The sequence below is a fragment of the Catalinimonas locisalis genome (assembly GCF_038039535.1).
Lineage (GTDB): Bacteria > Bacteroidota > Bacteroidia > Cytophagales > Cyclobacteriaceae > Catalinimonas.
Genome location: NZ_JBBPHP010000010.1, coordinates 200524 through 214672, shown reverse-complemented (window position 1 = coordinate 214672; position 14149 = coordinate 200524). Strand labels below are relative to the sequence as shown.

General features: G+C 41.8%; 10 protein-coding genes. 3 read left to right on the top strand and 7 right to left on the bottom strand.

Annotation, left to right across the window (positions count from 1 at the left end; translation table 11 throughout):
* Nucleotides 1-272: 272 nt before the first annotated feature.
* Nucleotides 273-527 (top strand): GIY-YIG nuclease family protein, encoded by a 255-nt coding sequence (locus WJR50_RS15410; RefSeq protein WP_341294190.1) that lies wholly within the window; start codon nucleotides 273-275, stop codon nucleotides 525-527.
* A gap of 85 nt (nucleotides 528-612) precedes the next feature.
* Here the strand turns inward: WJR50_RS15410 and WJR50_RS15405 are convergent, their stop codons facing one another.
* Together WJR50_RS15405 and WJR50_RS15400 are read right to left on the bottom strand one after the other, a co-directional pair.
* The gene (locus tag WJR50_RS15405) at nucleotides 613-3096 is read right to left on the bottom strand and encodes a ligase-associated DNA damage response DEXH box helicase (protein ID WP_341294189.1); all 2484 of its coding nucleotides are present in this window, start codon (nucleotides 3094-3096) and stop codon (nucleotides 613-615) included.
* Between the two features lie 60 nt (nucleotides 3097-3156).
* Complete coding sequence (locus tag WJR50_RS15400) at nucleotides 3157-5130, bottom strand: AMP-binding protein (protein WP_341294188.1); 1974 nt, start codon at nucleotides 5128-5130, stop codon at nucleotides 3157-3159.
* A gap of 240 nt (nucleotides 5131-5370) precedes the next feature.
* Here WJR50_RS15400 and WJR50_RS15395 point away from each other — a divergent pair, with 240 nt between their 5' ends.
* Nucleotides 5371-5985, top strand: a complete 615-nt coding sequence (locus WJR50_RS15395) for an SGNH/GDSL hydrolase family protein (RefSeq protein WP_341294187.1) — start codon at nucleotides 5371-5373, stop codon at nucleotides 5983-5985.
* A gap of 151 nt (nucleotides 5986-6136) precedes the next feature.
* The gene (locus WJR50_RS15390; protein ID WP_341294186.1) at nucleotides 6137-6541 is read left to right on the top strand and encodes a response regulator; all 405 of its coding nucleotides are present in this window, start codon (nucleotides 6137-6139) and stop codon (nucleotides 6539-6541) included.
* A gap of 22 nt (nucleotides 6542-6563) precedes the next feature.
* Here WJR50_RS15390 and WJR50_RS15385 read toward each other — a convergent pair whose 3' ends face one another.
* From WJR50_RS15385 to WJR50_RS15365, 5 genes are all read right to left on the bottom strand, one after another.
* Entirely contained in the window at nucleotides 6564-8498 is a 1935-nt protein-coding gene (locus WJR50_RS15385; RefSeq protein WP_341294185.1) for an OmpA family protein, read from the bottom strand.
* Between the two features lie 142 nt (nucleotides 8499-8640).
* The gene (locus tag WJR50_RS15380; RefSeq protein WP_341294184.1) at nucleotides 8641-9960 is read right to left on the bottom strand and encodes a BNR-4 repeat-containing protein; all 1320 of its coding nucleotides are present in this window, start codon (nucleotides 9958-9960) and stop codon (nucleotides 8641-8643) included.
* A 165-nt stretch (nucleotides 9961-10125) separates the two neighbouring features.
* On the bottom strand, nucleotides 10126-10743 hold the full coding sequence (locus WJR50_RS15375; protein ID WP_341294183.1) for a YkgJ family cysteine cluster protein: 618 nt from the start codon (nucleotides 10741-10743) through the stop codon (nucleotides 10126-10128).
* A gap of 58 nt (nucleotides 10744-10801) precedes the next feature.
* Complete coding sequence (locus tag WJR50_RS15370) at nucleotides 10802-13570, bottom strand: type ISP restriction/modification enzyme (RefSeq protein WP_341294182.1); 2769 nt, start codon at nucleotides 13568-13570, stop codon at nucleotides 10802-10804.
* Between the two features lie 98 nt (nucleotides 13571-13668).
* Nucleotides 13669-14070, bottom strand: coding sequence for a YtxH domain-containing protein (locus WJR50_RS15365; protein WP_341294181.1), 402 nt, complete (start codon nucleotides 14068-14070; stop codon nucleotides 13669-13671).
* Nucleotides 14071-14149: the final 79 nt, after the last annotated feature.

Below are 14149 nucleotides of genomic sequence, written 5' to 3'. Positions count from 1 at the left end.
CTGAATTTCAGACGTGTGTATGTTTTTGTCACGAAGCTCTATAATTTATTCAGCATGCAGCCCATGACTCTCTCTACCGCTAACTGCGAGGAGGTGAAGCGAAGCGTAACCGATGTGGCAGTCCCCCGATATGAAAAGCATTTTGTTACCTGCTAATCACCGGGAGACTGCTTCGCTGTTGCACAGCTCGCAGTGGGCGATAGTAAGTAAGTTATCCTTTTCAGAAGAAGCTAATCCATAGCATTAGGCACCAAACTTGTGTAAAGCAAAATATGGAAAGAGGTGGCTACGTATATATCATTACCAATACCCATCACACTACTTTGTATGTGGGCATGACCTCCAACCTGCAACGAAGAATACAGCAGCATAAGCAGAAGTATTATCCCAGGAGCTTTTCTGCCCGCTATAATCTGCACAAGCTGGTTTACTATGAAGTTTTTTCTCGCATAGAAGAAGCTATTGCCCGAGAAAAACAGCTTAAGAGTGGGAACAGGAAGAAAAAAGAGATGCTAATTCTAACCTGAATGCCCAATGGAATGACTTATGGGAAGAGGTTAAGCATTGGTAAGACTACTCGCCCCTCATTGTCAATGCATTAAAAGATCAGTACTACTCCCCAAAAGCTGCATAGGCTTCCAACTCCTGCTGCATCTTGCGTACACGATCTTCTAAGGTCTCGGAACTGATTTTCTCCCTCAGCCTGTCCACCATGATAGGGAAGGCGAAAGGGGTAGGATAGGAGGGATGCTCAATAATAATGCGCTGCTGCCGGATATGCAGCATGACTTCCGCCAGCTTAGACTGCTCTACCTGCTGGTAAAGTGCTTCCTCCATCGCCTGGGCGATGAGAAGGTTGTCAGGATCGTACTCAGTAAATACATCATAGATGATCTGGGCAGTGGCCTGAAGGTGCTTGTTGCCGATGGGTTTGCCGGGAAAACCCTGAAAAACCAGGCCGGAAATAGCGGCTATTTCTCTGAAACGCCGCTTGGCCATCTCCGTACTGTTGACGCTTTCCAGTATGTCTTCCATCAGATTTTCAGCGGTAAACAGATCCAGTTCCAGCGCTTCTTCCAGCGGAATCTCGGTATCAGACAGCAGTTCAAAACCGTAGTCATTCATGGCAATAGAAAAGGAAATGGGCTGAATCTGACTGATTCTCCAGGCTACCAAAGTGGAGAGTATTTCATGTACTGCCCTGCCAGCAAAAGGATACATATAGACATGATAACCTTCGCTGCTGCTCAGTTTCTCAATCAGAAAGTTGTGTCGGTCCGGCAGACACGACCATCTGTCCTGCAAAGACAGCAAGGGTTGTATGGCTTTTAACTCTATATCCTGATAGCCGCCCTCAAGAAACTCATCCAGCTTATAGCGAATCATCTCCGATAGCTGGGAGGAAAGCGGCATACGACCGCCTGACCAGGAGGGAATGAGACCGCTGGTGCCGCGGGCTTTATGCACCAGTACGGTCAGGTCTTTGATGCGTTCAAACTTAAGGTTACGTCCGGCAAACCAGAAGTTGTCGCCTTTTTTGAGTCTTGCTACAAAGCTTTCTTCAATTGTACCGATAAACCCTCCGCTGGCATACTTAACTTTGAGCACAGGATCGCTGACGATTGTCCCCATAGACATGCGGTGGCGCATGGCGGTCCTGCGGTTTTCTACCTTATAGATGCCTTCTTCTACGATAACTTTAGCGAACTCATCGTACTGACCCAGACTATCGCCTCCGGTGGTGATAAATTGCAGGGCCCACTGCCACTCCTTATCCGTTAGGTCTCTGAAGGCATGCGTTTGCCTCACTTCCTCAAACACTTCCGCTTCACGGAAGCCTTCGCCCACCGCCAGCGTCACCAGATATTGCACCAGCACATCAAAAGATTTTTCCAAAGGTCGGCGCGATTCATAGATTTTCTGCTTAATGGCTTCTTTGATGGCCGCTCCTTCCAGCAGTTCCAGCGAGTGGGTAGGCAGGAAATAGATACGGCTGACCGCTCCCGGCTGATGGCCGCTTCTGCCGGCTCTCTGGATGAATCGGGAAATTCCTTTGGGGCTACCCACCTGTATGACCGTTTCCACCGGACGGAAGTCTACGCCCAGGTCAAGGCTGGAGGTGCAGACGACCAGCTTAAGGATGCCCTGATGCAGCGCGTCTTCTACCCAGGTGCGTACCGAGTTGTCCAGTGAACCGTGGTGCATCGCCATTTGTCCGGCCAGTTCCGGTACCCGGGACAAAAGCTTTTGATACCAGATTTCGGTCTGGGAGCGGGTATTAGTAAAGAGAAGCGTAGTCTGGCTTTGCTCAATGATGGGCAGCACTTTGTCCATCATCCTGATGCCCAGGTGACCTGCCCAGGGGAATTTTTCAATCTCGTCAGGAAGAATGCTCTCTACCACAATCTTCTTTTCAACATTGGCCTTGATAATCCGGTTGGGTCGTGGGTGATTGGGTCCTAAAAGAATATCTTTGGCCTGCTCCATATTGCCGATAGTGGCCGATACGCCCCAAATCTTAAGCTTAGGAAGGATTGCTTTGAGACGGCTTAAGCCCAGTTCCAGTTGCACCCCCCGTTTGGTGCCCAGCAGTTCGTGCCACTCGTCAACGATCACGCACTTCAGGTTCTTAAACAACTTTGAATGCTGCTTCTGGCTGATCAGCAGGTGCAGACTCTCGGGAGTTGTGATCAGACATTCGGGCATGGCACGCATCTGCTTTTGCCTTTGGCTGGAAGATGTGTCTCCGGAGCGAACTTCAACCTTCCAGGGAACACCCATGCCTGAGCAGGCTTTCTCCATAGCCTGTTGTATATCTTTGGCCAGTGCTTTGAGCGGAGTAATCCAGAGGATTTGCAGGCCATTCCCTCTTTTCTCCTGATACTGCTCAGGATGAGTCTGAATAAATTCCAGCAGAGCAGCCAGCCACAAGGCATAGGTTTTACCACTTCCTGTAGGAGCATTAAGCAAGCCGCTTTCTCCTTTCAGATAAGCTTCCCATACTTCCTGCTGAAAGTCAAAAGCTTTCCAGGCCTGCTGCTGAAACCACTGAAGTGCAGGTGCTAGAGATTCGGGAGGAAGATGAGGCTGAGGCATGTGTAATTAATGCGAAATATAGGAGAATGGTTTGTAGCCTTGCTATATAAACTGCGGAAATTAGTGGGAATCCATATACTCTTTTCTCAATAATCTACGCATCAGTTTGTTGGAAGCCGTGCGGGGCAGAGTAGTTTTAGCAATGATTTCTTTGATGCGGAAGAGAGGATTCAACTCCTGACTCAGCATTTTTTGCCACTCTTTTTTGAGCAGATCATTTTCAATCTTATCGCTTTTGGGCGTAAAGAAGATGAGTAAGGCTTCCGGTCCACCGTCTTTTGGAGCAACGGCTACCGCAGCACTTTCGTAAACCGCAGGGTGCTGGTTGATGATTTTCTCTATCTCCACCGCACTGACTTTGATACCACCCAGGTTCATGCTATCGTCTGCTCTGCCCCGGCTTTTGTAGAAAGTGGTGCCTTCTAGCAGATCGTTGTATAACTGGTAACTGTCTCCATGCTTTCTTAAGGGCGTGCCATCCTCAAGACTTGGTGTGCCCTCATAATATTCTTCATGATGATCACGATTCAGAAGGCTTTGAGATAGTCCGATAGAAGGCGGAACGATAAACACCTCTCCGCTCTGCTCGGCACTCAGATGACCACTTTCTTCATCCCTGAAGCGGAGATCCATGCCCAGTGCAGGAGTGGTAAATGTGGAAGGAGAAGCAGCTTGTACCAAAGTCCCTGTGATGTATCCGCCACCAATCTCAGTACCTCCGCAATATTCAATAATGGGTGCTTTGAACTTTGCCAGCCACATCAGATACAAGTAGTCGTCAACTTGTGAGGGTTCACCAGTGGAACTAAAAACCCGAATGTTCCAATTGTATTTTTCCATCATAGCAGTAGACCTCCACACTTTGACTAGCGAGGGAATGGTGCCCAGTATGCTGACTCTTGCCTCCTGCACAAAGTTTCCGAAAGCCTCACTGGCAGCCGAGCCGGTGAAGAGAGCCAGTGTCGCTTTGTTCATCAGCGCAGCAAAGATTGTCCAGGGGCCCATCATCCAGCCCATCCCTGTGGTCCAGGTAAGTGTATCTTCTGGATGTACATCCTGATGGTAATAGGCATCCGCTGCGCATTTGATGGGCGTGAGTTGATTCCAGGGAATGGCTTTAGGCTCAGAAGTGGTACCGGAAGAAAAGAGTATACTGATCAAAGTATCAGGCTTTCCTATCACTGGAGTGAAGGTTTCATCAGCAAGAAAATCTTCCCATAGCATATCCTGCTCTCGCAATTCAGCTTGATCCTCTTGGGGAATAATAACAGCTGGTGGAGATTGTGCTTCTTTAAGCTTAGGGTAGATGGGCAGTTTTTTCCCTCCGTACTGATAATGGTCAAATGCGACTACCGCTTTGGCTTCACTGCTTTCTACTCTTCTTTTCAGTTCCTGAGGAGAAAAGCTGTCGGCCACCAGGACTGCGACCATGCCTGCCTGTATGATGCCTAGGTAGGCAGCAACCGCTTCAACACATAGGGGAAGATAAAGTACAACGCGGTCTCCTGCTTTTAACCCCTGCTTCAACAATCCATTGGAAAACTGATTGCATAGTTGCTGAAGTTGTGCATAGCTGAGGTTGCGTAGCTGTCCGTTCTCGTCCGAAGCAATGATGGCTGTTTTGTTTGTATCTGCCTGAAAGCAACTGTTCACGATATTCAGAAGACCACCTTGCAACCATGTAGGGTTTTCCACTCCTCCAGCAGAAGTATCCAGCAACTGTTCGTACGCTTGCTCAAATTTGACATTAAGCTTTTGAATGACCTCTTCCCAAAACTCTGGCCTGTTTTCTACCGAACAGCGATGGAGTGTTTCATAATTTCTCAGATTAAGTGATTGCATTAACTGGCTGACATTAGCACTACGAAGTGTGTTTTCATCCGGGAGCCACGCGACACCCAAAGGATCATTTGCATAAATGCTATGGTATATATTTTTGAGTTGATCAAAGTCAAGCAAGTCCGAGGCTGAACTGCTGATATGCTGCCAAATCGCTGCTTTTTTAAGGAAGCTATTTTCATTTTTAGATGTCATACTTGTGGATCATTAGGTTGTTTATTTAATAAACTTAAAGGAAAAATATTATCCAAACAGGCTGAAATTTTGCAGCTACATATAATTTAAGTTTTTAGAGAAATATTGTAGACTCTTTAAGTTTTATTTAACTTGGCAAAATGCATTATTGTGTATGCTTACTAAAAAAACCGTTCAATTTCTTTTTCTCATCTGATGAAATTAAAACTTTTTCTATGCTCACTTTCACTTTTGGCCTTAATGTCATGTAATAAGGAAAAACAGACAGTTGTCTTTTTTGGAGATTCTATTACAGCAGCGGGTGATACTGATCCGGCTGGTTATATCAACTTATTAAGACAGCAAATTGATACCTCTGAATATCAGCTAATTGGCAGGGGGATAGGGGGTAACAAAGTTACTGATCTTGAAAACCGAATTGAGCAAGATGTATTGGCACTCAATCCTGATATCGTTTTTGTATACATAGGCATCAATGATGTCTGGCATTTTTATGAACCAGAAGGAGCAGTAGGCACTAAGATTGAACGGTATGAAGAAGGTTTGTATAACCTTGCCAGTCAATTAAAGAAACAGGGGAGTAGGATCATATTTTGTACACCAACTGTGATAGGTGAAGACCCTTCTTTTGAAGGGCAAATTAATCAGGAGTTAGACCAGTATGCAGAAGTAGTACGAAAAGTAGCACATAATACTGATGCGGAGTTGTGTGATTTGAGAAATGAGTTTAAGTCGTTTCTAGAAGAGAATAATAGCAATTCCCAAAACAGTGGTGTACTTACTTCGGACAGAGTGCATATGAACAAAGATGGCAATGAGTTTCTTGCTCAACAAATGTCTCCTTTTTTGTACTAAGCTTTTTTATCTCTGTTGAATTGAAATTACCAAAAACGTTTTATTTTTGACAAAATTACCAAATCAAACTCAATTTTTTACTATACCCATTTTTATACTAAAAGTGTATGTACACACGTTTTCATGTATATTTTTTTAACCTTGAAATTCTATGATAAAATTTAATAAAGTGATGTTGGTAGATGACGATGAGGTTTCAAATTTTATCACTACCGAGATTCTTAATACAATTAATCTTGCCGATTACATTCTGGTTGCTACTAATGGAAAGGAAGCCCTGGAGTTGTTACATTACCCTTCGGAAAATAAAACCGAGCAGGATATTGATTGTTGTCCTGATCTGATTTTCCTGGATCTTAATATGCCGGTGATGGATGGTTTTGAGTTTTTGGAAGCTTGCGAACTATGTGAGGGTGACAAGATCAAAGTGGTAGTACTGACTTCCTCTACAAACCAAAAAGACATAGAAGAAGCCAGAAAATATCCACAGGTAAAATACTATCTGAGCAAACCTTTAACCGCTGATAAGGTTGAAAGAGCTATTAGATATATATAACCATTTGTAATAGAGTAGAACACTATTTTTCTTCCAAAATTTTAATAATTTCTATTTCTGTTCGGCGATTTAGTGCACGACCACCTTCTTCATATTCGTTAGAGGCAATAGGTTTGCTTTCTCCAAAACCTTTGGCAGTGATCCTGTCAGCAGATAAGCCATAGTTCAAAAGATAGTTGGCTACTGCTCTTGCCCTTTTTTCTGATAATTGCTGGTTGTATGCATCATCTCCCACATTATCAGTATGTCCGTTGATCTGAATGACAATGTTGGGCTGAGCTTTCAAAAGGGTATAAATTTGGTTGAGCTCTACCAGAGACTCTTTTCGGATATTGGATTTGTTGGTATCAAAAAAGATATTTTTCAAAATACCAATTGTACCTACTCTACTTTCCTGGAGGGTAATATCAATATGGTTATCCTTAAAAGGTTGAAGGGCAGATGATTTCAAGTTTTGCGAATAGAACAGATAACCATCTCTTTCCACTGTAAGGCCTAAGTTGGTACCTTCAGGGATGGCGATGCGAAATTTTCCGCTTTCGGGATCAGAATATGTACGTGTCATGACAATGTTTTTCTCATTGTCAGAAAGAATAATTTCCGCTTCCAATAATTCACCCGTTTCTACATCACTGATTTTACCCACTAAGTAGGTTTCTTTTTCTTTCTTTTTTGCCAGTGTCATTAGTGGGGCATCCTTTTTTTCCTGGATGAAGTCTCTTTTATCCATCAGGATAGCATATACGTCATTACCTCCCAATCCATCTTCACGGGCGGTAGCATAATAGCCATATTCGTTATTTTTAGCGATCACAAAGTAATTGTCGTCCTGAGCGGTATTGATAGGGTAAGCTAAATTAATGGGAGTAGTCCATTTTTCGCGCAGGTATTTACTTTTGAAAATATCAAACCCCCCCATTCCCAGATGTCCGGTAGAACTAAAGTACAGGGTTTCTCCATCGGCATGAATAAATGGAGCGTCTTCATCCCCGGAAGTATTAATTTTCGGGCCGAGATTAATGGGTTTGCCCCACCTGCCAAAATCATCAAGTGTGGAGACGTAAATGTCAAATCCACCATAGCCCCCAGGACGGTTGCTGGAGAAGTATAATTTGTTGCCTTCGCCATTCATGGAAATAGAAAGTTCACGATAAGGCGAGTTAACTCCACCTACCGGTACAGGTTCTCCCCAGCTTTTCCCATCAAAAGTAGAAACATAAAAATCTCCATCTCCTTCATCCATGTAGATGAAAAGCTGAGTGCCATCGGGTGAAATTGCGGCCCCACATTCATGATAGTTGGTATTGACCGCTCCGCTTATTTTTTCGGGTGGAGCCCACTGATTATTTTTTTTGTGCGCGATGTAAATGTCCTCATAAAAGTTATTATCATAGGCCATTTCTCCACCAGTAGAACCTTCCCTTCGGGAAGTAAAGATTAAAGAGTTACCGTCTGCTGTGATGAGTGGTGCATAATCTTGGTTATCAGAATTGAGAGTTTTGAGGTTAGATATTTTTACCTCCTTAGGATTATTGATATACTCAATTCCAATGGCACATTGCATGATATGCTGGTCAGCAGCGAAAGTATTATCTGTAATCTCGCGATAAGCAGTAAAATGATCCAGTGCTTCCATAAATTGATGGTTGTACTGGTAGGCCAAAGCAAGGTTATATATCAGTTGATCTTTATGATCTGTGGTATTTTCATACACTTTGATCAAATAGGGGAGTGCCCGGTCTTTGTATTTACTCTTAAGATAAGCCTGCCCTATACGATAGGCTAATTCAAGACCTCCCGGCTCTTTTTCCTCCGCCAGTAGGTAAGTATTAACAGCTTCGGTATAAAAACCATCTTTATAGTACTTGTCGGCTGTTTTTATCAGTTTGTTGTAAGACTGGGAATAGCCTGAGAAGGAGATTATCAAAAGCAGAATGATACCAACTATGCGTCTCATATACTGTATACAATTTGGATTTTGCATACAGCAAGTACTATGAGTGGCTACAAAATAAAAACTCAGATTTGCTTAGAGCCTATGGATGTAAAGAAAGCCTTAATATTGTAGCTGAAATTAGCTCAAGAAATGGCTTTTGGTATTAATCCTCCCTGATCCACATTTTTATGAGCGAGCGGTAGTCAGTATAGTGGATATAGCGCTCATTGGTTAGAAAAAACAACTGGAGCGGATTGCCTTCTTTAGCATTCAGTACTGCGTAAGGTCTTACGTTATCCAGCGAAGATGATGAAGTAATAGGAAAGGTATCCCAATTACCATCATTCTGCCTTTTCCATTGTTCAATTTCAAAAGTCCCGTTTTGCTCTTTTGAAAGATAAACTGTAGAAGGGGTTTCATGATCTATCACCACGCCACCTGAATAATTCATTTCTCTTTCCTCAGTACCTGGCAGGGTTTGAGGAAACCACTTACCTGCATGGGTGAGTAACTGGCGTTCCCACTGTTTGCCATTCCAGCGGGCATAGTGATAGTAGTGAGCAGAGTCATTAGGAAAGCTAGCATAGGTAAGCACAGGATATCCTTGCTGGTCGGCGGCGATATCCCAAATCCAGGCTTTGTTTGAAGTTGTACCATCATGCACCTTTTCAGCCTGCTGAGGAGAGAAGGGGACCTCAGAGAGTGAGCTTATTTTCTCCCCATCAGCTTTATAAAAATTCCCATCTTCATAATAAGTATAATAAATGCTATTGGTAGTTTCTCTGCGAGGATGACCATCAGTAAAAGCGATGTGAAGTTTTTCACCATCACTAAATACTTTGACATAGGGGCGACGATCACGGTAGAGTCTTTCTGGCAGGATTAAAATTTTACCCTTTGACCATGTATCCCCGCCATCTTTAGAAATAGAATAATTGGGTTTGAAATCCATCCCTCTCCATAATAAAAAGAGCTCATCCTTTACCTGCCAGACGTTCACATAAGTATAGGTTTTGGAAAAGCCTTCATAATTAGTAGTATCATTCAGGTAGAGAGAGCGACGATCTTCCCATTTACTAATATCTTCAGGCTCACTACTAACCAACTGAAAGATTGGCGTTTCGCGAGCATGTTCTGCATAGAAAACCATGATTTTTCCTTCAGGGGTAAAATGTAATGCAGGATTATCATGGTCATCTCTTTCAAGGTCTTCATGGAGAATTTTTGTTTGAGTGTCTCCATTTTCATGGTCATAATAGCCGATCATGATGTTTCCGGTAGAATCTACCCAGGACGCATATGTTCTTTGATGTTGACCTTCATAGTATACTGCCCTGGGGTCAGAAAACCAGCACCATGCTCCATCCTCAGTAAAAGTTTTTACGGTAGAGGTATTTTCTTCAGAATTTTGAGCTGCTACATGAAGGGGAGAAAGACATACTATCCCCAGAAGGATAAGCCAGGAAGCAAATGATTTTTTCATAGGTTGCGTTTTACCAATTGGTTGCTGCTCTCTAACTATTCTATGAATGATTCTAGATTAAGCAGACTAGGATCAAAAATATAAACATCTGCGTAATACTGAAACTTCAGCAGCACTTATTGGCATTTATCCTATCCTGTAAGACTAATCTGATCAAATCAGTTGTTAGGATGCTCTGGGCGCTCTCCGGTAAGCGTAGTATGAGAGTACTTCCTCAATTGCAAGTCTTATTGCCTTATTGATGGGGTAAAATTTATCAGTAAGTCTGTGATCAATGTTGCACATACGATAATAATAATTGCGCATTACAGGCGTAGTCTGATCTTCTTTGACCCATGCTTCTGCTTTTCTATGTATTTCCGGCAGCTCAGTTTTAATTACACCACAAGTAGAAAGTCTTTTGGCTCCGTATTTGTCAAATGCCGCCGAAAAGCCGAAAAGGCGACAGATGAGGCCTCTCTGCAAATAGGAAGTACATTTGCCCTGTTTACCATCAGTACTAAGTGTCTGTAGTATGGCACAAACCTGGCTGTCCTGAAAGCTTTTCAACTTCTCCAACCATTCTTCTGCCTGATTATTCATAAATAAATGGTAGGCAAAGGGTAGAAATTCTAGGATAGTAGCATCTATATCTGGCTTGAAGCAACATTTGCCGCAACCCGCTACACAGTGCATTCCCGTTCCCTGACGAAAGACCTGCATCTCCTGATCCAGATCCTTATAAAGCTTCTCTACAGCTTTTACTTTTTTCTTGATGGACATATTGAATTTAAAGACTGACATAAATACTGAAAATCGGGAACAAGAGTTGCAGAAGTGGAAAAAATATTTTCAAACCAGCTTATCCCTGGGTGTGGGCATTGTGCATTTCTTCCATAAGCACTTCCATACATTCAGAATACATGCATAAATGCTTCAAATGCTTGATAATAGGTTGTGGCTCATCAAGTATTGCCTGTCTGGATTCAGGCTTATTTTTTTTATTTTTGCGTTGCTGCTTGCTTAAATAAGATAAGTAATGTTCAATAGGGCTTACCCCTTCAAACTGATAGCTGAAGGCAGAGGTGGGGAGGTTGCTCAAGGCTATTGATTTATTCAACTCTTTCAATACGATAAGGCCTCTTTCTTTATGCAATTGGTAAGTAAAAGACTTACTGATTTGCTTTTCTAAAATTTCTTCGCTTACCTGAATTTTTGAAACAAGCGTAGATTTTTCCGGTTCTTCAGCCATAGCCTGGTGAATTCTTTTCCCCCAATCTACCCATTGTCTGAACTTGGGATAAAACGGAATTCTGGGGAGCTCTCTGTGCAGAAAATCTTTGTACTTGTGCGGATAAGCAGGGTCTTGCAATACGGCAAAGGTATAATAGAATATGTTAACCTTGCTAATGGCTTCTACATCTTTCAAAGCTTCATCATGTTCATGCGTGAGCGTGGCAAGCTGATCTTTAAGCTCTTCAATGTAGGTTTTCACTTTTTGGTAAATGACTTTTCTTTCAATGGCATCTCTTTCCAGCCGAAGCACTTTACGCTTAAACTCATCAATTTTTTCGTAGGGTGGAGTAAGCAACTCAACATCAGACGTAAAATGGCGGGCATCTTCCAATAATTTGTTGATCTGGGTAGGATACTTACTGATTACCGGAAGATCACGACTCACCGTTTCAATTTTATCAAGCGTCTGAGTGATTCTTTCCGGGGGAAAAACGATAAAAGTCTGATCGTGAGCTTTAGTTTGATGCTGATAATGTTCTTTGAATCTTTTTAAAGCTTTATCATTGATGTTTTGTGCACTACTCTTATCAGAGTCACTTCCGTGCAACGGAAATACTACATATCGATTCCAAAACTGTGCATGCCAATTCTTTCTTAATGGATATACCTGATACTTAGTTTGATGGTAAGCAAAGGCAGGATTATTATTAGAATCTGTTAATAGCTTTTCTTCATCGTACAGAAATACGGAAACGAAAGGTGCTATTTCAATTCGTGCTATTTTTTGTTTCTCAAAGGTTAAGGGTGTGCCTTTCTCAGCCATTTCAATCATTGCAGCAGGCCATTTGATTGAAGTACCGGAAGTCTCTTTTTTCTTGGCCAGCTTAGCATATTGCTTGAGTAAATACTTTACTTTCTTTTCCAGCAGGTTTGGACTTATGTCTATGAGCCAATCCTCCATGAGACTCTTCGTACCCTGGGCAGTCTTTCTGAATATAGCCGTATCATTTCCGTAGATAGGTAAAAGATCAAAGAAATCGCTTTGGGGTAAACCTATCCAGTAATCCTGATACTCAGCATATATTTTTTGCCATGGCAATTCCTCAAACTCTATTTTTTCCTGCTGGTTAAGCCTTTGTAATGGAAGGCTGGCATGCTGAATATTGGGTGATGACTTTTGAGATGTAGCTTCTTTTTTGATGAGGAACACCACCGCTAAGTTTTCAGCTTCATCTTCACACTCAAGAATAAAAATTTCCTGAAAAATGTGAGGTAAAAATTTTCTGAGGTCCAGGTATTTGGAATCTTCTAAAAAGTTTGCAGGCAACAAGCTTATGAGCATTCCCTGCTCACCCAATTTACTAAAAGACCAGTAAAGCAGCTTTTCTTCTTCACTTACTGTTTTATGATCAAGCTTAAGTTCTTTATAAATATTTAAGATTTGCTGGTCAAGTATTGGAAAAGACTTTTTAATATAACGGTAAGGATGAGACTTACGAAGATCCAGATAGATACAAGTAAAATCATTGGCATTCAATTTTTCGCTGATGCTGTGTCCTTCTTCAACTGTAGAAAAAAGATTGGTCTGGAGTCCCTGGCCAAGGATATTGAGCACATCCTGCCAAAATATGGGTGGATCAGCAACCAGGGAAGTTTCGTTATAATTAAGGTGAGCAAGTGTAGATTGAATGAAATCTACTACATCTGTTTTACAACTCAGTATTCTTCCCTGCCATGCTTTTTCTTGCTGGTCAGGGTCAATGGCATGCAGCAAATTCTTCTCCCAATAATTTTCTTTAGCATTAATGAACAAAATTGAAGCATCTTCATCATTAATGCTTTGACCAAGTTTTCGCTTGAGCAGATAGTTACTGAACTGGAATAGTTGTGAGGTAGCTTCTTGCGAAAGTATAGGATAAATTGAAGTGTATCGGAGGTAATGCCAGATAGGCTGTAACTCTATTGCTTGAAGATCGGATTTTATTTTATCTAGAAATTCAAGAAATGAGGACTCTATCTCAAAACCTTCTTTTAGCTTCTGCACAGATTTATACAGAATTTCAAAAGATGGAAGGTTAGCAATTTTTTCCCAGTCACTTTTTTCAATGAATATTGAAAGTAGAAAAGTGGCTACCAGAATTTTTAGCAGATCTTTTTCTTGTAGATTCTCAGATAAATTGACTTCAAGCTGATCTGTTAAGCTAAGTAAGCTTCGCTGAAATGCTTTGGATTCTTTTTGCTGCTGAATGTATTGTATCAGAGAATCATGAAGACTATTATATTTTGCTATCCCCTTATCAAGATTTTTTTTTACACTTTGTAAATCATTTTCCTCCAGTTGATAAGCATTCCGGAGCTGTTGTAATAAAGTAAGGTGCTTTTTATCTAGGGGCATATTGAGCAAAGCCTTGAGCAAGATAGCTCAAAAATAACCAAAGTAAAGAGAACAAAAAAAGCTCGGCCTGATGACCGAACTTTATATTTAAATTTTAATTAAGACGGATTATTGCCGTTCATGCCAAGTTTTTCTTCAGCATTTTTGCGGGCCTCCTCCATCTCGGTTTCTAAGTCAAAATGGCCGTTTTCAGTCAAAAAAAAACTGCTGATTCTATCTCTCAGCTTATCACCAGACTCAGGAGCGAGGAGCAGAGCGGTAATGCCACCGGCAACCAGACCTCCTATCAGTCCGGCAAAAACTAAAGTATTTTCGTCGGTCGTTTTTCTCTTTTTTGATTTGCTTATTAAGTATTGTTGTTCTGATAGTTTTTCTTTCAGGATTTTATTCATGGCCAGTGCAGAACCGGTCACATAACTTATTGTTTTGAGGGCTTCCAAAGAAGGAAACTTCTTTTTCTTCTTTTTGCCAAATGTAAATGTACTGCTTCCAAATCTCATAGTTAAAAAAGTTTAATGGTTTAAAATATATTGCTTAATCGTAATTTACGATGATTATAAAGATATTCAAACGATATAC

Coding starts and splice junctions, on each gene's coding strand:
- WJR50_RS15380 (WP_341294184.1), bottom strand. CDS start 9,960: ATGAAAAAATCATTTGCTTCCTGGCTTATCCTTCTGGGGATAGTATGT.
- WJR50_RS15385 (WP_341294185.1), bottom strand. CDS start 8,498: ATGAGACGCATAGTTGGTATCATTCTGCTTTTGATAATCTCCTTCTCA.
- WJR50_RS15395 (WP_341294187.1), top strand. CDS start 5,371: ATGTCATGTAATAAGGAAAAACAGACAGTTGTCTTTTTTGGAGATTCT.
- WJR50_RS15410 (WP_341294190.1), top strand. CDS start 273: ATGGAAAGAGGTGGCTACGTATATATCATTACCAATACCCATCACACT.
- WJR50_RS15375 (WP_341294183.1), bottom strand. CDS start 10,743: ATGTCAGTCTTTAAATTCAATATGTCCATCAAGAAAAAAGTAAAAGCT.
- WJR50_RS15390 (WP_341294186.1), top strand. CDS start 6,137: ATGATAAAATTTAATAAAGTGATGTTGGTAGATGACGATGAGGTTTCA.
- WJR50_RS15400 (WP_341294188.1), bottom strand. CDS start 5,130: ATGACATCTAAAAATGAAAATAGCTTCCTTAAAAAAGCAGCGATTTGG.
- WJR50_RS15370 (WP_341294182.1), bottom strand. CDS start 13,570: ATGCCCCTAGATAAAAAGCACCTTACTTTATTACAACAGCTCCGGAAT.
- WJR50_RS15405 (WP_341294189.1), bottom strand. CDS start 3,096: ATGCCTCAGCCTCATCTTCCTCCCGAATCTCTAGCACCTGCACTTCAG.
- WJR50_RS15365 (WP_341294181.1), bottom strand. CDS start 14,070: ATGAGATTTGGAAGCAGTACATTTACATTTGGCAAAAAGAAGAAAAAG.